At 42.4% G+C, this 21,688-nt stretch carries 21 protein-coding genes; 4 read left to right on the forward strand and 17 right to left on the reverse strand.

Features of this window, described 5'->3' with window-relative positions:
* From AC6I5B_RS12980 to AC6I5B_RS13015, 8 genes are all read right to left on the reverse strand, one after another.
* The gene (locus tag AC6I5B_RS12980; RefSeq protein WP_004611084.1) at positions 1-894 is read right to left on the reverse strand and encodes an XdhC family protein; all 894 of its coding nucleotides are present in this window, start codon (positions 892-894) and stop codon (positions 1-3) included.
* Positions 869-2,314, reverse strand: coding sequence for a selenium-dependent molybdenum cofactor biosynthesis protein YqeB (gene yqeB, locus AC6I5B_RS12985; RefSeq protein WP_497773389.1), 1,446 nt, complete (start codon positions 2,312-2,314; stop codon positions 869-871). Before yqeB ends, AC6I5B_RS12980 begins: the two co-directional genes overlap by 26 nt.
* 17 nt (positions 2,315-2,331) lie before the next feature.
* Entirely contained in the window at positions 2,332-2,790 is a 459-nt protein-coding gene (locus tag AC6I5B_RS12990; RefSeq protein ID WP_022251201.1) for a prepilin peptidase, read from the reverse strand.
* A 198-nt stretch (positions 2,791-2,988) separates the two neighbouring features.
* A complete protein-coding gene (locus tag AC6I5B_RS12995) occupies positions 2,989-3,780 on the reverse strand; it encodes a DUF975 family protein (protein ID WP_022251202.1) in 792 nt (263 codons plus the stop codon).
* A 17-nt stretch (positions 3,781-3,797) separates the two neighbouring features.
* Positions 3,798-4,625, reverse strand: coding sequence for a PHP domain-containing protein (locus AC6I5B_RS13000; RefSeq protein WP_004611088.1), 828 nt, complete (start codon positions 4,623-4,625; stop codon positions 3,798-3,800).
* A 32-nt stretch (positions 4,626-4,657) separates the two neighbouring features.
* Entirely contained in the window at positions 4,658-5,725 is a 1,068-nt protein-coding gene (locus tag AC6I5B_RS13005; RefSeq protein WP_022251203.1) for a sensor histidine kinase, read from the reverse strand.
* Entirely contained in the window at positions 5,715-6,413 is a 699-nt protein-coding gene (vanR, locus tag AC6I5B_RS13010) for a VanR-ABDEGLN family response regulator transcription factor (RefSeq protein WP_118208298.1), read from the reverse strand. Before vanR ends, AC6I5B_RS13005 begins: the two co-directional genes overlap by 11 nt.
* Positions 6,414-6,568: 155 nt before the next feature.
* Positions 6,569-7,978 carry an amidophosphoribosyltransferase gene (locus tag AC6I5B_RS13015; protein WP_118208297.1) on the reverse strand — a complete coding sequence of 470 codons (1,410 nt, stop codon included), beginning with the start codon at positions 7,976-7,978 and terminating at the stop codon, positions 6,569-6,571.
* 209 nt (positions 7,979-8,187) lie between these two features.
* Between AC6I5B_RS13015 and AC6I5B_RS13020 the strand changes: the two genes are divergently transcribed.
* From AC6I5B_RS13020 to pdaA, 3 genes are all read left to right on the forward strand, one after another.
* Complete coding sequence (locus AC6I5B_RS13020) at positions 8,188-9,216, forward strand: hypothetical protein (RefSeq protein WP_118208296.1); 1,029 nt, start codon at positions 8,188-8,190, stop codon at positions 9,214-9,216.
* A gap of 119 nt (positions 9,217-9,335) precedes the next feature.
* Entirely contained in the window at positions 9,336-9,785 is a 450-nt protein-coding gene (locus AC6I5B_RS13025; protein ID WP_022251205.1) for a DUF6465 family protein, read from the forward strand.
* A 140-nt stretch (positions 9,786-9,925) separates the two neighbouring features.
* Positions 9,926-10,732 (forward strand): delta-lactam-biosynthetic de-N-acetylase, encoded by an 807-nt coding sequence (gene pdaA / locus AC6I5B_RS13030; protein ID WP_118208295.1) that lies wholly within the window; start codon positions 9,926-9,928, stop codon positions 10,730-10,732.
* A gap of 81 nt (positions 10,733-10,813) precedes the next feature.
* Here the strand turns inward: pdaA and AC6I5B_RS13035 are convergent, their stop codons facing one another.
* From AC6I5B_RS13035 to pth, 4 genes are all read right to left on the reverse strand, one after another.
* A complete protein-coding gene (locus AC6I5B_RS13035) occupies positions 10,814-11,599 on the reverse strand; it encodes a ZIP family metal transporter (RefSeq protein ID WP_004611097.1) in 786 nt (261 codons plus the stop codon).
* 67 nt (positions 11,600-11,666) lie between these two features.
* Complete coding sequence (locus tag AC6I5B_RS13040; protein ID WP_004611098.1) at positions 11,667-12,701, reverse strand: peptidylprolyl isomerase; 1,035 nt, start codon at positions 12,699-12,701, stop codon at positions 11,667-11,669.
* A gap of 46 nt (positions 12,702-12,747) precedes the next feature.
* Complete coding sequence (gene mfd, locus AC6I5B_RS13045) at positions 12,748-16,086, reverse strand: transcription-repair coupling factor (protein WP_004611099.1); 3,339 nt, start codon at positions 16,084-16,086, stop codon at positions 12,748-12,750.
* Positions 16,087-16,098: 12 nt separating this feature from the next.
* Positions 16,099-16,674, reverse strand: a complete 576-nt coding sequence (gene pth, locus AC6I5B_RS13050; RefSeq protein WP_022251209.1) for an aminoacyl-tRNA hydrolase — start codon at positions 16,672-16,674, stop codon at positions 16,099-16,101.
* A 143-nt stretch (positions 16,675-16,817) separates the two neighbouring features.
* Between pth and AC6I5B_RS13055 the strand changes: the two genes are divergently transcribed.
* The gene (locus AC6I5B_RS13055) at positions 16,818-17,249 is read left to right on the forward strand and encodes an FMN-binding protein (RefSeq protein ID WP_004611101.1); all 432 of its coding nucleotides are present in this window, start codon (positions 16,818-16,820) and stop codon (positions 17,247-17,249) included.
* A gap of 21 nt (positions 17,250-17,270) precedes the next feature.
* Here AC6I5B_RS13055 and AC6I5B_RS13060 read toward each other — a convergent pair whose 3' ends face one another.
* From AC6I5B_RS13060 to sigE, 5 genes are all read right to left on the reverse strand, one after another.
* Complete coding sequence (locus AC6I5B_RS13060) at positions 17,271-17,534, reverse strand: hypothetical protein (RefSeq protein WP_004611102.1); 264 nt, start codon at positions 17,532-17,534, stop codon at positions 17,271-17,273.
* A 13-nt stretch (positions 17,535-17,547) separates the two neighbouring features.
* Positions 17,548-18,210 (reverse strand): HAD family hydrolase, encoded by a 663-nt coding sequence (locus AC6I5B_RS13065; RefSeq protein WP_004611103.1) that lies wholly within the window; start codon positions 18,208-18,210, stop codon positions 17,548-17,550.
* A gap of 138 nt (positions 18,211-18,348) precedes the next feature.
* Positions 18,349-19,128 (reverse strand): RNA polymerase sporulation sigma factor SigG, encoded by a 780-nt coding sequence (gene sigG / locus AC6I5B_RS13070; RefSeq protein WP_004611104.1) that lies wholly within the window; start codon positions 19,126-19,128, stop codon positions 18,349-18,351.
* 132 nt (positions 19,129-19,260) lie between these two features.
* Positions 19,261-20,868 (reverse strand): MBL fold metallo-hydrolase RNA specificity domain-containing protein, encoded by a 1,608-nt coding sequence (locus AC6I5B_RS13075; protein ID WP_004611105.1) that lies wholly within the window; start codon positions 20,866-20,868, stop codon positions 19,261-19,263.
* 67 nt (positions 20,869-20,935) lie between these two features.
* Positions 20,936-21,679 (reverse strand): RNA polymerase sporulation sigma factor SigE, encoded by a 744-nt coding sequence (sigE, locus tag AC6I5B_RS13080; protein WP_004611106.1) that lies wholly within the window; start codon positions 21,677-21,679, stop codon positions 20,936-20,938.
* Between the last annotated feature and the right edge of the window lie 9 nt (positions 21,680-21,688).

Raw genomic sequence — 21,688 nt, forward strand, 5'->3', positions numbered from 1 at the left:
TTAGATGACCTTTTCAAACAGAACCTCTACATATCCTCCACAGATCATTCCGATACTCGCCGCCGCTTTCGCTGTCAGATCATAAGCCTCTAAGGCAAACTCTTTCTCTTCTTCGAGCATGATACATGCCTTTTGTAACACGAGATGCTCAATTGCACCTCCACCAATCGTCCCTGTCATCGTGCCGTCTGCTGCAACAAGCATTCTCGCACCAACTCCGCGCGGAGCCGAGCCTTTCTTTCCCACGATCGTGGTCATCACCATCGGTTGCTTTTTGTTCAAAAGCCACTCTATCATCTCTTTCGGCAAATCTGTATAACCAAGCTTTGATTTTTCCTGTATCATCTCAGCCATGATACTAACTGTGATCTCCTCCGGGGTATTTGCTCCGATTGGCAGCCCGATCGGAGCATGTATCTGCTCCTGCTGTTCTTTTGTAACCCCATCTTTTTTCAGACGTTCAAGTGTCGTTCGCACTTTCCCTTTACTTCCAATCATTCCTACATAGCTGCTCTTTCGCTCCATCACTTTTTTGAGACATTCATAGTCATTTTGGTGACCTCTTGTCACGATGACATACCATGCGCTCTCTGGAAAAATCACCTTGTCAAATGCCTCTTCAAATCCCATACAATATACGTGATCCGCCTGCGGAAACCGTTCTTCATTGGCAAACTCTTCTCTGTCATCAATGATCCACACTTGATATCCAAGCATCTTCGCAAGATTGCAAAGTGAATACGAAATATGTCCGCCTCCACATATTACCAGTGTAAATCCTCCGCTAAGACTTTCTTCCAGACAGCGCTCCTTTGTAATCCTCGTCTTTTTTACCACGGTTTTTCCGTCCTTTAACATTCTTGCAATTTCACGATATTCCGATATTTTCTCCATTGGTATCTGCTCCTCCTTTCCTTGAATACAGGCAAATCCCCTGTTCTTTTTTGAATTTTTCCACCTGCTCTTGCGTCAAAAGATCTGCTTGTCCGATGACCATACGATATTTCTGCTTCACATGCTTTTTCTGTCCTGCCTTGCTTTTCAGGATTGTCATCACATCCTCTTCTGTCAGGATCTCACTAAGTTTTTTCCCAAGTAACTCCCCCACAAGTTCTCCTCTGTGACAGCCTGCTTTGATCGTCCGCCCAATCGCTGAGGCTCCTGCGATCCCAATTACCATATCCGTATCTTCTGGTATCACCGGTTCATGCTCTGCCGGAACTTTGAGCGGCTTTCGCTTAGCTCCATCCGCTTCGACTAGCAGCACATCGCATTGTGTTTTCAGTTTTCGGTACTCCTCCTCCGAAAGTCCCCTAATTTTCTCTGGTTCCTCCTCACACGGCACCCCGACTGTATGAAGCAATTCCCACTCATTTTTCGGTCTCAGCATATGCGTTGTTGTTGTGACAATTACTCTTTTTCCAACCGACTCCAATTCTTTTGCAAGTTCGTATATCAACGTCGTCTTTCCACCGCCTCCTACAAATGCGATCACTCTGTCTTGTGTCGGATGTATCTGAAGTAAGTGTTGTAATCTCAAATGTTTCTGCACTACATCTAAAATCCCTTTTGCAATTGCAATTGCTTTGTCCGACCGCTCATAACATGCAGCCTGCTTGTCCGGTCGCGGATCGATATCCGCAATCTTCATTCCTTTTTTCACAGCGAATCCATCTCGGATTAATCCGCGCAGTATTCCCGTCAGTGTCGCATACACCGGTTCTTCCCCAACAAAAGCAATCACGCTTCCTCTTTGCACGATTTCTCCAATGTGATGCTTCTGTCTCAGAACTCCTTCTGCCGGCGAATGGATCACCCGCTCTTTTGCATATCCGCCTACCATTCCCGGAATGCCTGTATTTTCCAGTGCACTTCCCTGATAAATCGCCTTTCCCGGCTCATAACCTCTCATCGTCTCAATCACTACATCTACATCTTCTCCTGCGGCAAAACCCGGTCCCGCTCCAATTACAAGCGGCGCCATATCCTGCCTTGTACCAAGATTTTTCTTCGCCAAAATTAAATCCGCCACTGCCAACGGACGTAATGCTTCAATACTTTTTCCCTCGGCATCTATCAAAACAGGAATCTCTCCCTTTTCCCAAACCGTTGCCACCTCTTCTACAGAAGTAATCTTACGCGCAGTGACTCCCTCTACCTCATTCACTCCGTCATAGACCGCCTCACTGAAGGCAACTTCTCTTCGAATCGCCGTCGGTCTTGCACATTCAAGGGCAAGTACACGATATCCCGCCTTATGAAGTTCATAAATTGTTCCTGTCGCAAGATCTCCCGCTCCTCTCACAATAATCATCTATTTTCTCCTCACTTTTAACTGATATACCATCGGATAAATGCCTTTCCCAAAAAGATAGAAAGCAAAATTCCCACACACAAAAATGGTCCAAAGGCAATCTCCGACTCTTTCTTTCTATCTCTGCGCAATATCCCCGGCAGACAATATAATGCCGCTAACGCTGTCGCAAATCCAAATGCAGTGAGATTTCTCCCCACACCGAGCATAAGACCAGATATCGCCATGAGCTTGACATCACCTGCCCCAAATGCTCCCGGTCGAATCCATATCACGGTCAAAAACACTACGCTGACCAGAATCCCTCCCGCAATTCGATCCGGCCACGATATCTCCGGAAAGATAAATCCGGAAAGCACCGCACAGAAAAAAAGTATTCCCAAAAGTATGTTGGGAATTTTCTTTTTTCTTGCATCCACTACTGCAATCGATATTAAGATAACACAAACAACTCCTATTAGAAAGATTTTTTCCATATCTGTCCTCTTTTTTCCATCTTTTATCCTAAAAAGATTGCGCTATTGCGCAATCTTCGCGCGCGAGCGGTTCACGCAGTGATAATTTCACCCCCGCGAGCTGCGTATCTTTGCACAAAGTGCATTTTTTTGAATTATAGGATTCCAAAGGAATTTCCTATAATTTAAAAAGAATCCTGCAGATGCAGGATTCTCCTTTTAAACTGTCTGAGCACTATAACCTGGAAGTTCTCCTTCTGCCACCAGTCCTTTTCCGATGCTCTCTGTTCGGATTGCCACATAAAATTCTGCAAATGTCGCATCCAAATACGGATTTACATAAAAGATACCAACCAGTCCGCAAGTCAATGCCGATAATAAGAACCAGCCAAAGAAAGACAGTTCCAACACAAACGCTTCCATCTTGTGCCCGTCCATCATCTGCTGACTCAGCTCCAGCGCACGTTTTCTGTCCATATGTGGATTCTCTGACAAAATATATGGAACAAGTCTGTAACTGTAGCTTTTAATGATTCCAGGTACGATCAAAAGCAGTGTCCACAATAAAATAAACAAATCCCGGAAAAACATTGTCTTAACCACATTTCCATATCTTCCATTCTGGAATCCATAAAACACCTTTGAAGCACTTGTCTGATGCTCTCTGTTCTCCATAAAATATCTGCATCCGCCTACCGATACCGCATTTCCGACAAAAATCGTATATAACGAAGCTAACAAAGCAATCACCAGCAAAATCGCGATTACTATCGAAGAAAAAATAACTCCCCCGAATATCGAATTGCTGCTGTTATAAGAATATGCGCTGTAACTGTCATACGCATATGGATTATTATGCTGTACCTCCAGCGTAGTCTGCACACCGCTTCCGGAACCGGCAAACATACTTCCACTCAAAACTCCTACCACCAGACTTGCAGCCACACACGTCCAGTAATTTCTCTTAAATGCCATCTTCGCATTCATCTTCAAATCATATCTTGTCCACATAACTGTCTTCCCTTCTGCTATCTTTTGTAATTTGCAAGATATTCCATCTCGATTGGATCTATCGGATCTATCGGATTCTCCAGCATACTCTTTCTCTTTCGTTTGCTTCTTTTAATCAGTCCACCTGTTTTGTTATAGATCCAAAACGAATACACCAGAATCTTATTTGCCTTTCCAAGCTTTTCCTTCGTCGTCTTATTATATAACATTCCGCCGACTTCCAAAGGCACCTTTTTTCGAATCAGGGAAATCAGCTCTGTCTCACAAGTCACCCTCTCCGGTAAATCTGTGTAAGCCATACTTACACAGTTCGGACGATGTGCGTCGCTTCCCCCGATTCCCACTTTTTGATACTTATAAGCCAGCTTTGCCGCCTTTTCATTGGACTCCATTGACTCACACGCATTGAATACTTCAATGAAATCAAATCGCTTTATGATTTCCGGATTTTTATAAAATCTCTTTGTGTTCGTAAAGCTCATATACTTTTCTCCGCACGGATGCGCCGGTCCAAGCACACCTCCATGCCGATGGACAAAGTCAATCAGCACAGAGACCGGAAGTCCTTTTAGTTCCAGAAGCCTCATCTTTACCCCTTCCGGCATAATGACAATAATATGCCCTGCATCACAGGTATCATATTCAATTCCTTTCAGGACGACAAAATCCTCATGGCTTTTTCCTTTCATCTTGTTTTTCCAATACCTGTATCCTTTGTACGTGTCGTGATCAGTAATCAGCATCCCTTCAAAGCCATTTGCTTTTAGAATCGTAATATATTCATCTAAACTTACCTTGCTATCCGGGGATCCTTCTTTTACATGACAATGCATATCTATCTTCATAAAATAAGCCCCCTTTTCTTTTTATATACCCATTATACATCTTCACTTCCGAAGTCGCAATGACATAAAATCGGAAGTTTTACAATAAATTTTGTATCTTCTTTATTGCTAACTGCCCAAATCTCCCCACCATGCAGCGTGACAATCTCTTTTGCGATCGCAAGACCAAGTCCGGCATTTCCGGTATCTGTAGATCTTGCACTGTCCGAACGATAAAATTTCTCAAAAATATGTTCCAACTGATGTTTTGGTATCTCTGCTCCCCTGTTCACAAAGGTGACCACAACATTCTCCACACCTTTCGCCGCCTGCACTGTAATCTCACTTCCCGCATCTCCGTAAGCGATTGCATTTTTTAAAATATTTCCAAACACACGCGCCAATTTGTCTGCCTCTCCGTATATCAAAATCTTCTCGTCAATCTCCATCTTCATGCTCTGTCCTTTTTGTTCCAACATCGGATAAAATTCATCTGCCATCTGATACAACATGAAAGTCAGATTCACCTGCTCCTTCTTTAAGGCAACTGTCTGCATATTTAATTTTGAAATATCAAACAACTCATTGATTAGTTTTTCCAATCGCTTTGCTTTATCATACGTGATCCGCAAATATTTTTCCTGCTGTGTCCTTTCCATCTGTTTCATGTCATTTAGAAGTTCCAGATAGCCGACTATGGAAGTCAGCGGTGTACGGATATCATGCGCAAGATAACCGACCAGATCATTCTTTCTCTGCTCTGTGCGGATTGCATCTTTGGTTCGCTGTTCCAGCGTGATCTTCAGCCGGTTCATTTTCTTCTCAATAAATTCCAGTTCCGGCTCCAATTGTATCTTGTCGTTTTCTTCCTCCAGAAGCTGATTGATGCCGGCTCCAATCTCATCAAAATATTTTATAATTTTCTTTAACGAAAAAGAATATGCGGTTAAAAAAAACAGGATTGTTCCGACTATGCAGACAATCTCTTTCTGCCTTTCCTCCTTAAGTACTCCATCAGATATAATAAACAGACTGACTGCCCATATTATGGTGAGAACTCCGGGAAAAAATGCTGTCTTCCACAATATTTTTTTCTTAAATACCCGAACATCATCCTTCAATTTTGTATCCCACTCCCCACACAGTCTTGATATATTTTGGATTCTCCGCCGAATCATTCATCTTATCCCGCAAATGTCTGATGTGAACCATAATTGTATTCGTACTGTTCACAAAATACTTTTCTCCCCACACTTCCTCAAACAATTTTTCAGAATCCACAACTTTACCACGATTCTTACATAATACCCACAAAATCGAAAATTCTGTCGGGGTCAAAGACAATGGTTCGTCATTGATCGTGCATTCATGGTTCTCTTTGTCTACAACCAGACCGCCGATGATGATCACATTTTCATTCATCTTTACATCCTGCTGATTATACTTCGTCACTCTGCGAAGCTGTGCTTTGACTCTTGCAACAAGTTCCAGCATCTGGAATGGTTTTGTGATATAATCGTCTGCCCCTATCGTAAGTCCGGTAATCTTATCAATGTTCTCGTCTCTTGCAGTCAACATAATCACCGGAAAATGATAATTCTCACGAATCTTCTGACAGATATCAAATCCATCGATATCCGGAAGCATCACATCTAAAATTGCAAGGTCAATATCCTCTTTCTCAACACACTTTAACGCATCTTTTCCGTTATAACATTTCAGCACATTGTAATTTTCGCTTTTTAAATATACTTCTACTAAATCTGCAATCGCCTCTTCATCATCTACTACAAGAATGTTTATCGCCATATATTTTCCTCTTTTCTTAACGGTTTAAAAGTATTATAGCAAACTCTTGTGTACAAAATATATATTTTTTCTTAAATAAACCATCTTTCTTATCCAAATTAAAAAGAAGACCAGCGATTACTAGCTGATCTTCCTAAAATCCTGCTCAAAAAGTCTTATTCTTTTCCATCAAAGCAATATGTACAGAGTTTACATGGTTCCAATCCGATAGACGCAATCAAATCATCCAGTCTGTGGTATCTCAATGTCGTGAAGTTCTGTTGCTTGCGCACTCCTTCCAGCATTGCTGCATAGCGGTCACTGTTTGGATCTGCGTACTCATCAAGTACCTTTTCTGCATTCTCTCCCTCACGTTCCAAAATAATTCTGCGGGTAATCAGATCCAGTTCTGATTTTGAACGTGAGAAATTCAAATATTTACATCCATAAAGCAACGGCGGACATGCCGGTCTTACATGAACTTCTTTCGCGCCACTGTTATATAAAAATTCCGTCGTCTCACGAAGCTGTGTTCCTCGCACGATTGAATCGTCGATCAAAAGCAGTCTCTTGTCTTCAATTAAAGACGGCACCGGGATCAGTTTCATTCTCGCTACTTTTTCTCTCTGTGCCTGATTTGTAGGCATAAATGATCTGGACCAGGTAGGTGTATATTTGATAAATGGTCTCGCATAACGGTAGCCCGATTCGTTCGCATATCCAATCGCATGTGCAATACCCGAATCCGGAACACCTGCTACCACATCCGGCTCGATGGTTCCTTTGTCACGTTTTGCCAGCATACTGCCGCATTTATAACGCATCTCTTCCACATTCACTCCCTCGTAAGAAGAAGTCGGGTATCCATAGTACACCCAAAGGAACGAACAGATCTTCATATCTTTTTTTGCCTCTGAAACGACTTCCACACTCTCTGGTGTAATGTAGACAATCTCCGCCGGTCCAAGTTCTTTATAATCAGAGTATCCCATACTCATGTATGCAAAACTTTCAAATGAAACACAATATGCATCTTCTTTTTTGCCGACCATCAGCGGAGTACGTCCATAACGATCTCTCGCTGCATAGATTCCCTCGTTTGTCATGATCAGCATTGTCATGGAGCCATCAATGATCTCCTGCACATATCGGATTCCTTCCACAATCGTCTCTTTTTTACAGATCAACGATGCTACTAGTTCAGTTGCATTGATCTGCCCGCCGCTCATCTCCTGAAAATGTGTATGCCCATTCTCATAGACAATATTCAAAAGTGCATCCAGATTGTTGATCTTTCCAACTGTTGTGATTGCAAAACTTCCCAGATGTGACTGAATCAAAAGCGGCTGTGGTTCAAAATCAGAAATACAGCCGATTCCGATATTCCCTTTCATTTCCTCGACATCCCGCTCAAATTTTGTACGAAACGGAGAGTTCTCAATATTATGAATCGCACGGTGAAAACCGCCTTTTCCAAATGTTGCCATTCCACCGCGTCTTGTTCCCAGATGTGAATGATAATCTACGCCATAAAATAAATCTAATATGCAGTCTGTCTTTGCAGCAACGCCAAAAAATCCACCCATGTATTTTCTCCTCTTTTCAATTATCTTATTAGCTCATTAACAGAATAAGTTTAGCACGAATCGCCCGCAAGTGCAAAGAAAGATAGTTAATTATTTTTAAAGAGGGTTTATAAGTCTCATTAATAATACTATTGTAACAAGCAGAAAAATCACATATAATAAGAGCATAGAAACAACGTATTTTTCTTTTCGAAAGCCGGGGAATCTCTATGAAACTAACACAGGATAACTGCTACAAACTAGCATTGGAAATTACAGGCTGTAATGGGATGGAATGGCCGTTTTTTTCTTCTAAGATTTTAGAGTTCAACAATCTGGAACTGCTGCACGCCCTTGTGACATGCGCGACTCCATCCCAGCATCTGGCTTTATGGCATCACGAAAAGCGGAGCCAGGAATTTATTTTTAAAGTATCGATGATTGAATCCATTCTTTCTGTCTGCGACGGCTATCTAATCAAATCTCCTGAGACAGAATATTTAGATGCGAGCGAAAAAAGTGTTACCTCCTACTATCTGGGACTTATTTTTACAAAGCTTTTCAGCATGAAAGAATTTCAGACAGACTATTTTTTGAACACAACACTTTTTGAACAGGTCTACGGGAAAGAATCTTTTATCTGCAACGGGCGCAAAAAACCCTCCTTTGTCGGTCTGACACAAGCCGATGGAAAATGGAGTATCTGGGAGCCGACAGGAAAACGTGATCATGCTCCGAAGGCATTAAGCGATGCCTTCAATCAAGTGCTCGGTATCAAAAGTGTAAATGGGCAGGCACCCACATTTGCAATGGCATCTATGACCTATTTTGACACCAAACACAATGAGCTTCAGGGAATTCTCCGCAATGCACCGGAAGGTAAAAAAGCCGATGTTCACTTTGACAAAGAACAGTTTTTGACTCTCTACTACCGACATATCTGTGAATTGTTTGATGAATCTCTTCGTCGGAGGCCTTTTGACAGTGTCATTGATTATATTGACGGTTATCTGGAGATTGAGTTGGAACTTTTCGGACTCAACATAGACGAACACGAAACAGACGAATATGCCAGAAAGCGCCGTGTGAAATTAGGTGTTCCGAAAAAAATTCTTGAATATTTTCAATATCACACACCAGCCGCCAAACAAGAAATCTTGTTATCCGACATTGTAGATGCCATTCCAGACAATGAGCCAGAACTTCAGGATTCCCATTTTTTCATGGGACGGGACAAAATATATTTTCGAATTGTATAGAAAATACATCATTTATTCGTAAAATTCAAAATTATTGGCAACAATTTTATTGACAGTATGCTATAATAGAAAAGAATAATGTATTATGTTGCCGTACAGTTTGTTAGGAGGGTATGATTATGGCTACAAAAAGACAAGTTAAAAAACAAGAAAGTAAATTAAATGCAATGAAAGCAAAAGCTGCTCCTGTAGTGGAAAAGGTTGCTGAGAAAGCTGCTCCTGTAGTGGAGAAAGTCGTAGAAAAGACTGCTCCTGCCGTAGAGAAGGTCGTAGAAAAGACTGCCCCTGCCGTAGAGAAAGCTGCAGAAAAAGTTGTGGAAGAGACAAAAGAAGCTGCAAAAAAAGTAAGAAAAGCAGCTCCAAAAAAAGAGATGAAAACGACTTTGATCGTAGAGCACCAAGGAAAGCAAGTGGAAGACAAAGACATGATTGCAGCAGTGAAAAAGGCATGGACGAAATCAGGTAGAAAAATTGGCGACATCAAGACTATGACATTATATGTAAAACCTGAAGAAGCCGCTGTATATTATGTAATCAACACAACCGAGACCGGAAGTGTAGCATTTTAATCATTACTGGAATAACAATACTTGATATATATGATTGTAAGGATAGGATAGAAGTTTTTACTTCTGTCCTTTTTTCTTCCCCCGGAATAGAGACAGCCTCTTTTTTATATACTAAACTAAATCCTATTTTTGAGGTTCTTATGAAGCCATTCTCACACAAAAAAATAATCGGTACTTCTCTTTTATTTATCGCCGCATTCCTCGTCGGTCACTTTTTTGCCCGGACAGTGGAACATTTTCAGACAAAGTCGGTCACTACATCTGCCACCGGCAATTGGGGGCTGAGTTTTCAGGAGGACGGAAAACCTCCCGTTGCAAATGCGACCTACGAAGACTTAAGGCAATATGATGCTTACTACGCCGAAAATACCGATCAAAAGGTAATCTATCTTACATTCGATGCCGGCTTTGAAAATGGTAACACGCCAGCCATCTTAGACGCACTGAAAAAACACAATGTTCCGGCTACATTTTTTGTCGTCGGGAATTTCCTCTCCGACAACCCCGATCTGATCAAGCGTATGGTCGAGGAAGGTCATATCGTAGGAAATCATACTTATACGCACCCGGACATGTCCAAGATTTCCACGATGGAAAGCTTTTCAAAGGAAATTCAGGATGTCGAAAAACTCTATCAGGAAATCACCGGAAAAGAAATGATAAAATTTTATCGCCCTCCGCAAGGAAAATACAGTGAAGAAAACTTGAAAATGGCAAAAGAACTGGGCTATAAGACGTTTTTCTGGAGTCTTGCCTATGTTGACTGGTATCAGGATAAACAACCGACAAAAGAAGAGGCATTTGACAAACTACTTGGAAGAATACATCCCGGCGCTGTCGTTCTGCTGCATAACACCTCTTCCACAAACGGACAAATCTTAGATGAGTTGCTGACAAAGTGGGAAGAAATGGGATACACCTTCAAATCTCTGAACCAAATGCCATAAAGCCAAAAAGATGGGTGAACATTACTTTCGTTCCCCATCCTTTCTCCATTTTACCACACTCGCTTGTAAATAGCACTTTTCTTATCCAAGCGCAACATCCAATATCATCATCACAAGGAAACCGACAACAAATCCGAGTGTGCCCATCTTCCCGTTTTCTCCCATATGCGCCTGTGGAATCAGTTCTTCCACAACGACATAGATCATTGTTCCCGCAGCAAATGCAAGTAATATTGCAATCGATGCATTTGCAAATCTCGCAAATACTGCTGCAAGCACACCAAAAAGAGGTTCTACAACCGCTGTCATACTCGCAATGACAAATGCTCTTTTTTTACTTACCCCTTCTTTCACAAGCGGCAATGCAACTGCCGTCCCTTCTGGGAAATTCTGAATTCCAATTCCGATCGCCAGTGCAACCGCACCTGACAACAACGCCGTATCTTGCATATTTTGTCCCGCCAGTGCAAATGCAAGCCCGACTGACATTCCTTCCGGAATATTGTGAGTTGTGATTGCTATGATCAGCATTGCCGTACTTTTCCCCAATGTAAGCTGTGTACTTTTTTCTCTCTCATACCATGCTTTCATCAACCCGTCTGCCACAAGCAATGTGATGACTCCCAACAAAAAACCACCGGTCATGACAAGCCATCCAACCTGCCCGTTTGCCTCTGCAAAATCAATCCCCGGAAGCAGCAGCGACCACACGGACGCAGCTATCATAACTCCCCCGGCAAATCCTAAAAATCCACACTGCAGATTTCCGCTGACTTCCCGTCTGACAAAGAAAATCCCCGCTGCTCCTAAAGCTGTTATGAGAAAGGTTCCAAGTGTTCCAAATAGTGCCATTAAAATTCCATTCATATACGATCACCTCTGCTGATACTATATGAAAAAAACAGCTTTCCGTGAAAGAAAGCTGTCTCCTTAATTATTCTGTGTATGGCTCTTCTTCATTCTGTTTGACAGTTACTCCGACATCCTGAAAATCTACTTTTGCCCATACATCTTTATTCACTTTTATCTTAGTGTCTTTTTTCCAGCCATCATAAACCCCATTGAACTTTTCGCTTTTCCGAGAATTTACGATTGTCTCCTTTTTCGCATCTGTCGCATCTCTGTCGAGCAGACTTGTCACTTTTGCGACGTAGAGTCCATTCTCTGTCTCTATGACATCTGTAAATCCGCCCACTCCCAAAGAATCTGCTGCCGCAATCAACTCCGCGGCCGGCGATGTACTCTCTGAATCAAAGGTAGCTGTCTGCGCTTCCTTGCCTTGTTCTGTCGCATAAGCCGCAAAATCTTCCGCCGCTTTTGCACCTTCCAGGAAAGCTGCTGCCGTCTCTTTCAGGGCTGCCTTTTCTTCATCTGTCAAAGTCTTAGAATTCCCTTCTTCGTCTGTTGTCGTATATGGAAAACTTACATACTGCATACTCTTTTGCGCAGCCTCTTCATCCGAAACTTCTGTGCTTACATCCTTTGTCACCGCATCCGTCATCTTCTTCTGAATCGTAAGCAGAGTCAGCACTCTTTCCACATACTCCGTCTCTCCGGATACCAATTCTTTGGCTTCCAGCTCATTGCCCTCATCGAATTTCTTTGCCGCTTCCTGAATCGCACTCTTTTCTTCATCTGTCAACACAACCTCGTATTCTGCCATGTGGTCTTCCAGAATATACATCTGTTGAAGCGCATCCATCACACTGTCTTTTACATTGTCCTCATAAGTCTTTCCCTCACTTACTTCCTGCGTCCACATGTTGTCTCCAAGCATAGAGCCTAAGTTTGTCTCAATCATTCCCTGCTGGTATCTCGCATAAAAATTTGCAACTCCTGCCGGTATCTTATCCCCTCCAACAGTTGCCACTGTATCTGCGTTTTCAAAGCTTGCACATCCTGTCATTGAGACTACTGCAAGAGATGCCGCTGTCGCAAATACGACTACTTTCTTTTTCAGATTCCTCATAACTGCCTCCTTTGTATTTCTAATTCTTAATTATAGCGGTTTTTCTTTATTCTATCAATGTTTTTATATCATTTAACACTTTTTTCACAAGTTCTAGCACATCATCGTCTTTCTCTTTTTTATTTCTTGCTTTCTTTTCATAGACAAAATAAGGATTCGTATCAACCGTAAATTTAAGCGCCCCTTTGTATTGATCAAGCAGCATCGGAATCCGCTCTGCATGCACCTTCGCACGTTCATACATTGTAAACCGGAACTGTTCCCCTTTTTGCTCCACAGCAACTAAATATGCACTGTGTGCAAGTGATTTCAACAGCGCAATCTGCAAAAGCTGCTGAACTTTTCTCGGAATATCTCCATATCGGTCAATCAATTCTTCCAGCATATCATCCATCTCCGCCTCATTTTCAATACTTGCAATCCGCTTATAAATATCGAGTTTCTGGTATTCATTTGGAATATACGACGCCGGAATAAACGCATCTACATTCAAATCTACTGTTGTTGTATATGGCTCCTCCTCAATCTCACCCTTCAGCTGCTTAACTGCCTCATTGAGCATCTTACAATACAGGTCATACCCGACAGCCTCCATATGTCCGTGCTGTTCTGCCCCCAGAAGATTCCCTGCTCCGCGGATTTCCAAATCCCGCATGGCGATTTTAAAACCAGAACCAAGATCTGTGAACTCACGGATTGCTGACAGGCGTTTCTCTGCCACTTCACGCAGGAGTTTATCTCTTTTGTATAGCAAAAACGCATATGCCATTCGATTGGAACGTCCCACACGTCCTCTTAGCTGATACATTTGCGAAAGTCCGAGCTGGTCTGCATCGTGGATAATCATTGTATTTGCATTGGAAATATCAAGTCCCGTCTCTATGATCGTCGTCGACACAAGCACGTCGATTTCCCCATTGATAAAATCAAGCATAATGTTCTCAAGCTCCCGTTCTTTCATCTGCCCATGCGCAAATGCCACATTTGCCTCCGGCACAAGCTTTTGCACCTTGTCCGTAATCTCATCGATATCTTTCACTTTGTTATACACATAATACACTTGTCCCTGACGGGATAATTCTCTTTGTATCGCCTCGCGCACCATCTCATCATTGTATTCCATGACATATGTCTGAATCGGCATACGGTCAACCGGAGCCTCCTCAAGCACGCTCATATCACGTATTCCGATAAGACTCATATGCAAGGTTCTCGGAATCGGTGTCGCTGTCAGCGTCAGCACATCAATATTCTCTTTTAATTTTTTAATCTGCTCCTTATGCTGCACTCCAAAACGCTGTTCTTCATCGATGATCAAAAGTCCCAAATCTTTAAACTCCAAATCTTTGCTCAGCACACGGTGCGTACCTACCACGATATCCACCAGACCGCGTTTTGTGTCCTCAATTGTCTTTTTCTGCTGCGCCGGAGTACGGAAACGGCACATCAGGTCGACTCGCACCGGAAACTCCTTCATGCGCTGCACAAACGTATTATAATGCTGCTGGGCAAGTATCGTCGTCGGAACGAGATACACCACCTGCTTATTCTCCTGCACCGCCTTAAATGCCGCGCGGATCGCAATCTCTGTCTTGCCGTATCCAACATCTCCACAGATCAGGCGATCCATGATCTTGGTGCTCTCCATATCTTTTTTCGTCGCCTCGATTGCAAGCAGCTGATCCTCCGTCTCCTCAAACGGAAACATCTCCTCAAATTCTCTCTGCCATACTGTATCCTCTCCATAGACAAATCCATGTTTTTCCTGTCTTGCCGCATACAGTTCGACAAGGTCCTTTGCAATCTCTTTTACTGCCCCGCGAACTCTTGTCTTCGTCTTCGTCCACTCTTGTCCACCAAGCCGATTAAGCTTTGGTTTCTTTGCATCTGCGCTTGCATACTTTTGGATCAGATCCAGCTGAGTTGCCGGAATATACAGATTCCCGCCCGCCGCATAAGCAATTTTCATATAGTCTTTGGAAACTTTATCCACCTCAATCTTTTCGATTCCCTGATAAATCCCCAATCCATGATTTTCATGTACTACATAATCTCCGACCTTCAGTTCTGAAAAGCTCTGTATTTTCTGTCCCTCATATACTTTACGCTTTCTCTTTTTCTTTTTTTGCCCAAAGATATCCGTTTCAGAAATGACGATGAATTTGATCATCGGATATTCATATCCTTCCGTCACATGCCCATAAGTCACCATGATTTCTCCTGGATTAACCTCTCGTTCTACATCCTCACTGTAGAAACTGCTTAGATTATAATCTCTTAAATCTTCTGCCAGACGTTTTGCTCTTGTTCGGGAACCGGAAAGCAAGATCGCACGGTACCCTTTTCTCTTTAACTGCTTCAGATCCCGTGTCAGCATCTCAAAACTGTTATTATACGGGTTTACCCCTTTTGCCTGCAAATGATACAGACCACGCGTCTTAAATTCTTTGCACTTCATCTCCAATGCCGACATCCCTATACTATAGTATTGATTCATCTTGTCGGCAATCTCTTTTGTGGAGAACAGTTTCATCTCCTCGTCCGAGACCGCATACCCACATTCCATACGGTTTGCCTGTGCCTGCACAAATTCTTCCTCCACAGACTCTCCCTTTTCAATCAGGCGCACCGGCTCATCCAAAAACAGCATACTTGTTTTCTTATCAAAATAATCTAAAAATGAAACACGTTTTGCCTGTTCTTCCGGAAAATCTGTTGCCGGATAGATACGAATCGATTCCAGATTCTCAATAGAGCGCTGGCTTTCCACATCAAATGTACGGATAGAATCAATTTCATCTCCCCACATCTCAATACGCACAGGTACTTCTTCCGTCAACGGATAAATATCTAAAATACCTCCCCGCACCGCAAACTGTCCGGGACCTTCGATCTGTTCTTCCCTCTCATATCCAAGAAGCACCATATCTTTTTTTAATTTCTCAAAGTCAAGCTCCTGTCCTGCCTCCAAAGAGATGACCCTCTTTTCCATCTCTTCCAGCGGAAGCAAAGAATCCATAAAGCCGTCAAAGCTTGTGATCACAGTGACTTGTTCCTGTTCAAGCAATGCCTGGTACACTTCCATTCTCTGTTTAATCAAAAACTTGCCACGAAGATCTGCCTGATAAAACAATAAGTCTTTTGCCGGATAGATCCATACATCAGAATCCAGAAAACGGTACTCTTCATAAATTTGTTTTGCCTTGAGCTCACTGGAAACAGCGATGATTTTTCGTTTAAAACCATCGCCCAGCGCATACATCAAATGTGTTTTCTGGGAAGTGACACAACCTGATATCTGTATCATTCCCTGCTTTTCCGTTCTTTTTTTCTGAATCTCTTCATACTCCGCCAATTCTTTCAGCGGTCCTGCAAAAAACTGCATGTTCTCCTCCTTCTATGCTTTTACTTTTTTGTTGAACACATTCATCGCAGCCTCAATCTCACCTTGCACAATCTGCTCTACTGCATCAGATGCATGTTCATATCCTTCTTCCATCAATTCTCTTTCCTGTTTAGAAAAATGACCGAGCACATAGTCTGCCAGATCGTAATTCTTCGGTTTTTCTCCTACTCCTACTTTAATTCTCGGAAATACCGTTGTGCCAAGATGGGCGATAATACTCTTGATTCCGTTGTGACCGCCCGCACTTCCTTTTTTGCGGATGCGAAGTTGTCCTACATCCAGACTGATGTCATCATAAATGACAAGCAGATCAGACTCCGGATCAATCTTGTAGTAATTTACAATTCCCCCAACGCTCTCTCCGCTCAAATTCATATAAGTCTGCGGTTTTACAAGAAGTACTTTCTGCCCCGCAATGACTCCTTTCCCGCAGAATGCCCGACACTTCCTTGCATCCACTGATATATTATATTTCTCCGCCAACACATCTATGACATCAAACCCGGCATTGTGTCTCGTTCCTTCATACTGAGCCGTCGGATTTCCTAATCCTACTATAACAAACATCATTTCACCTCTTCTTTTTACTGCTTTTCTTATTTTACAAGAACTATCCTCGTTTGTCACGCAAAAGCCATGAATAATTTTCCAAACTTCTTCATACATTATAAAAAGTAAACAATTATCGTTCGATAGATTAGGAGGCCTCTATGAGTTCCAAGACCAAAATCGTTGTCTTACACATGAAAGAAGTGATTTATACTGTAGTGTTTGTCGTGCTGGGAATTTTGCTGATCCTGCTGCTAACCTTTATGTTCCTCCCAAATGATGAAAAACATACATCCAAAAAACAAGAATATATGCCCGGTGTCTACACTTCCACCGTCACTTTAAATAACACTTCTCTGGAAGTGGAAGTTGCAGTGGACAGCTCACACATCAACTCCATCCGGTTCAGCAATCTGGATGAAACAGTTGCAACAATGTACCCGCTGATTCAGCCTGCAATCGAAAATATTGCAGAGCAAGTCTATGATTCCCAGTCGCTGGAAAATATATCCTTCCCGGAAGATAATCCTTACACCTCTCAGGTCATCATAAACGCAATTGATGATGCATTAAAAAAAGCCACGGTCAAATAAAACCGTGGCTTTTTGCTTCTCTTAGCCTTCTACAACAAGATAGCGTCCGTCAGAAACCGGAAATACTTCCGAAGCCTCCTCAAGCTCATCATCTGTCATCTCTGCGATATCCGCTCCGTTCTCTTCAAAGTAATCTCTTACTTCGTCCAACGAATCCACGACAACTGCCATGCAGTCCTCCAAAAATGCCTCTGCTTCCTCAAGAGTCTCCGCAACCGGTTCGTCAAATAACTGTAACTGTTTCTCCAAAAAAACTTTTAAACATTCTTCATCATATTCATACATTTTAAAATTCCTCCTATATACCCTTTCCTATCATATGAATTAATTCTTCTGGTCTGTCAATGATATGCTCCGCACCATTTTCCTTAAGTATTTCTCTTGAGCGAAATCCCCAGGATACGCTCACTGTCTTCATACCCGCTGCATGCCCCGTCTTAATATCCACTTCAGAATCTCCGACGTACACACATTCTTCTTTTTTACATCCAAGCTTCTCTGCAATCATCAGTGCTGCGCTCGGATCCGGCTTTCTCGGTACACTGTCTATCTGTCCCTGAACATATGAAAAAACATCTTCCCCGAAAAATTCCTTCACCACATCAACAGCCTGCAAATGCGGCTTGTTCGACAGCACCGCCAGCTTGATTCCACTCTTCTTCAACTGTTCAAGCATCTCTGCGATTCCATCGTATGGTGTTACATGATATGTACAATTTTCTCCAAATATACGTCCATATATCTCCATTGCCGGCTCCATCTGAGATTTTTCTAAATCTCCTCCTGCCACCAAGGCACGTTCGATCAGACATCTCGCACCATTTCCGACAAAGCTTCTGCACTGCTCTTGTGTAATTTTCTTAAGCTTTAATTCTTTCAACGTTTCATTAACTGAATATGTTAAGGATTCTAATGTATCTGTCAATGTCCCGTCCAAATCAAATATGCATGCTTTATACATTGTGTGCCTCCTTAATTTTTTATAGCATCAGTATAGTATGAACACTCTGAAATTTCAATATCTTTTTTTACAACCTCCAAAAAGTAGTGAAGGCAGTATACTTCTCTCCTCGCACACTGCCCATGTTTTTCTCCCCTCTCATGCCATCAGATACTGGCGCATCACCTTCAATGCGTGTTTTTCAAGTCTGCTCACCTGTGCCTGGGAAATATCAATATCCTCCGCAACTTCCATCTGGGTGCGCCCCTCAAAAAAACGTAATCGGATAATATATTTTTCTCTCTCTCCCAGATGTTCCATCGCTGCCTGAAGCGCCAGTTCCTCAATCCAGTTCTCTTCTTTATTTTTTTTGTCACTGATCTGATCCATCACATAAAGTGCATCTCCACCGTCATTATAGACCGGCTCATTTAAGCTCATCGGCGCCTGAATCGCATCCATCGCAAACACAATATCTTCTTTTGCTATGCCAATCTCTTCTGAGATTTCCTGAAGTGTCGGCTCCCTTAGATTCCGTTTCATATATCCCTCTTTTGCATAGATTGCTTTGTATGCCGTATCCCGCAGCGAACGACTTACACGAATCGAATTATTGTCTCTCATATATCTTCTGATCTCCCCGATAATCATCGGAACTGCATAGGTAGAAAATTTGACATCCAGCTCTGTGTTAAAATTATTGATTGCCTTGATCAGCCCGATGCATCCTATCTGAAACAGATCATCCGGATTTTCATTGCTATTCGTAAAACGCTTGATTACGCTTAATACCAGTCTTAGATTTCCTTTTATATATTGCTCTTTCGCTCCCTCATCTCCTGCCTTAATCTTTGCAAATAGTGCATTTTTCTCTTCTTCCTTAAGCAGCGGCAGCTTCGACGTGTCCACACCACATATTTCCACTTTATTCAGTGCCATCTTCGTATCCTCCCACGATTTCTTTCTAGTAGGATTCTCTGCATTGTGCGGTGTAAATATACTATTTTGAACGAAATAAAAAAAATAATAGTCCTTGACACTTGTTCAAGAACTATTATTTCAAACGGTTCATTACCGGTTCCATTTATCTGCCAGATTTTTAATCTGAGCTTCTAATTTCGCAAGGTCTTTATTTGCGAGACCTTCATTTTTCATAATAACTTCAAGCAGATATTTTCCCGCGTTTACCGTGCGGTTAAATGCACTTTCTGCTCTCAATTTCTCTGGTTTCTCCACTTTCTTCTTCACAATCGGATTTCCTTTTGACAGAATCTGATTCGTCGCAAGATCTACACATCCGCCTGAATACGGTGCGAATGCCGGTATGTCAAATCTCTCAGTCACTGTCTCTGCAAAGGAATCGGTCACCTGATCCTCGCCATGCACGACAAATACATGCCTGATATCCGATTCAAATCCACCAAGCCAGTCAAGCAGTCCATTCATATCCGCATGGCCGCTGATTCCTTTCAACGATTCAATTCTGGCAGCCACCTCAATAGTCTCGCCAAACAGCTTGACAACAGGCGCTCCCTCGATCAGTTTTCGTCCGAGTGTACCGACCGCCTGATAACCTACAAAAAGAATCGTACATTCTTTTCTCCAGAGATTATGTTTCAGATGGTGCCGGATTCTGCCCGCCTCGCACATTCCGGAAGCGGATATAATGACTTTTGGTCTGCTGTCAAAATTGATCAATTTGGAATCGTCACTCGTCACAGAAAGCCTCAGACCCGGAAATACAAGCGGGTTAATTCCCTGATCCACCAATTCCATTGCCTCTTTATCAAAACAATCTCTCTCATTCTTTGTAAACACACTGGTTGCCTCAATCGCAAGCGGACTGTCCACATACACATCAAAGTTCGGGAAATCACTCAGCAGATTCTTCTCTTTGATCTCACGGATAAAATACAGTAGTTCCTGCGTCCTTCCCACTGCAAAAGAAGGAATCACCACATTGCCTCCTTTTTGGAAGGTATCTCGCAAAATCCTTGTAAATTCTCCCAAATAATCCGGTCTCTCATCTCCATGCAGACGATCTCCGTAAGTCGATTCAATCACAACATAATCTGCCTCTTTTATCTGTTTCGGGTCTTTGATAATCGGCTGATTGATATTTCCGACGTCTCCTGAAAATACAATTTTCCGTGATAGCCCCTCTTCTGTAATCCAAATCTCAATACAGGCAGAGCCAAGCAAATGTCCAATATCTGTAAAACGCACTTCCACGCCCTTGCACAGCTCTATCCGCTGCTCATAATCGCACGGTGCCAAAAGTTCCACTGCATCCTGTGCATCCTGCATCGTATACAGCGGCTCATACAGCGGCTCACCGGAACGTCTTGCCTTTCGATTTCTCCACTCCGCTTCAAACTCCTGAATATGGGCACTGTCTCGAAGCATAATATCGCAGAGATCCGCGGTTGCAAAAGTGGTGACAATCTGTCCTTTAAATCCATTTTTCACCATAAGCGGAATCAAACCTGAATGGTCAATATGTGCATGTGTCAGAAGTATAAAATCAATATCTCCCGGTGCAATCGGAAGTTCCTGATTCTCATACAAATCCGGTCCCTGCTCCATACCACAGTCAATCAAAATGTGCTTACCATTCGTCTCCAGCAAATGACAGCTTCCAGTCACTTCGTGGGCTGCTCCGATAAACGTTAATTTCATACAATCAACCCCTTTTCTTTTTATCCTACCACTTTTTCCTTCTTTTCGATAGTCTTTTTACCAATTTTTAAGATTCATAACGCACCATTTCCCGCTTTAATCTCTGCATGATTTTCTTCTCCAATCTTGAAATATAAGACTGTGAAATGCCAAGGAGGTCAGCGACCTCTTTTTGCGTTTTTTCCTCCCCGTCAAGTGTTCCAAGCCCAAAACGCATCCGCACGATCATCCTCTCTCTGTTGGAAAGCCTGCCGATTGCTTTAACAAGTAATTTTCGCTCTGCCTCATTTTCCAGATCACGATATATCGTATCCTCTTCTGTCCCCAGAATATCGGACAACAAAAGCTCATTTCCATCCCAGTCAACATTTAGCGGCTCATCAATTGACACTTCCAGCTTTGTCTTATTATTTCTTCTCAGATACATCAAAATCTCATTCTCAATACATCTGGAGGCATATGTCGCAAGCTTTATATTCTTTGTCGGATTGAATGTATTGATTGCCTTGATCAGACCAATCGTCCCAATCGATATCAGATCTTCTACTCCAACCCCTGTATTGTCAAATTTTTTTGCAATGTAGACGACAAGTCTCAGATTGTGTTCAATCAAAACTTTCTTGGCATACTCATCGTCTTTTGAGCCGAGCTCGTTGATTGCTTCTGCTTCTTCCTCCACCGCCAGTGGAGCCGGAAGCACTTCAGAGCCCCCTATGTAATGTATATCCTTCTTTTCCGGAAACAAAAATGTTCGAAATCCCGGTATAAATTTAAATTTAAACTGATGTGACATCACTGTGTTGATAACCATTTTTACTCC

It is taken from the genome of Faecalimonas nexilis (genome assembly GCF_059731825.1).

Bases quoted from the DNA above. Each gene is read 5' to 3' on its own strand.
- AC6I5B_RS13065 (WP_004611103.1), bottom strand. From the start codon at position 18,210: ATGTATAAAGCATGCATATTTGATTTGGACGGGACATTGACAGATACA.
- AC6I5B_RS12980 (WP_004611084.1), bottom strand. From the start codon at position 894: ATGGAGAAAATATCGGAATATCGTGAAATTGCAAGAATGTTAAAGGAC.
- AC6I5B_RS12995 (WP_022251202.1), bottom strand. From the start codon at position 3,780: ATGTGGACAAGATATGATTTGAAGATGAATGCGAAGATGGCATTTAAG.
- AC6I5B_RS13035 (WP_004611097.1), bottom strand. From the start codon at position 11,599: ATGAATGGAATTTTAATGGCACTATTTGGAACACTTGGAACCTTTCTC.
- AC6I5B_RS13015 (WP_118208297.1), bottom strand. From the start codon at position 7,978: ATGGGTGGATTTTTTGGCGTTGCTGCAAAGACAGACTGCATATTAGAT.
- pdaA (WP_118208295.1), top strand. From the start codon at position 9,926: ATGAAGCCATTCTCACACAAAAAAATAATCGGTACTTCTCTTTTATTT.
- vanR (WP_118208298.1), bottom strand. From the start codon at position 6,413: ATGGCGATAAACATTCTTGTAGTAGATGATGAAGAGGCGATTGCAGAT.
- pth (WP_022251209.1), bottom strand. From the start codon at position 16,674: ATGTTTGTTATAGTAGGATTAGGAAATCCGACGGCTCAGTATGAAGGA.
- mfd (WP_004611099.1), bottom strand. From the start codon at position 16,086: ATGCAGTTTTTTGCAGGACCGCTGAAAGAATTGGCGGAGTATGAAGAG.
- sigE (WP_004611106.1), bottom strand. From the start codon at position 21,679: ATGGTTATCAACACAGTGATGTCACATCAGTTTAAATTTAAATTTATA.
- AC6I5B_RS13020 (WP_118208296.1), top strand. From the start codon at position 8,188: ATGAAACTAACACAGGATAACTGCTACAAACTAGCATTGGAAATTACA.
- AC6I5B_RS13075 (WP_004611105.1), bottom strand. From the start codon at position 20,868: ATGAAATTAACGTTTATCGGAGCAGCCCACGAAGTGACTGGAAGCTGT.
- sigG (WP_004611104.1), bottom strand. From the start codon at position 19,128: ATGGCACTGAATAAAGTGGAAATATGTGGTGTGGACACGTCGAAGCTG.
- AC6I5B_RS13060 (WP_004611102.1), bottom strand. From the start codon at position 17,534: ATGTATGAATATGATGAAGAATGTTTAAAAGTTTTTTTGGAGAAACAG.
- AC6I5B_RS12990 (WP_022251201.1), bottom strand. From the start codon at position 2,790: ATGGAAAAAATCTTTCTAATAGGAGTTGTTTGTGTTATCTTAATATCG.
- AC6I5B_RS13025 (WP_022251205.1), top strand. From the start codon at position 9,336: ATGGCTACAAAAAGACAAGTTAAAAAACAAGAAAGTAAATTAAATGCA.
- AC6I5B_RS13000 (WP_004611088.1), bottom strand. From the start codon at position 4,625: ATGAAGATAGATATGCATTGTCATGTAAAAGAAGGATCCCCGGATAGC.
- AC6I5B_RS13055 (WP_004611101.1), top strand. From the start codon at position 16,818: ATGAGTTCCAAGACCAAAATCGTTGTCTTACACATGAAAGAAGTGATT.
- AC6I5B_RS13040 (WP_004611098.1), bottom strand. From the start codon at position 12,701: ATGAGGAATCTGAAAAAGAAAGTAGTCGTATTTGCGACAGCGGCATCT.
- yqeB (WP_497773389.1), bottom strand. From the start codon at position 2,314: ATGATTATTGTGAGAGGAGCGGGAGATCTTGCGACAGGAACAATTTAT.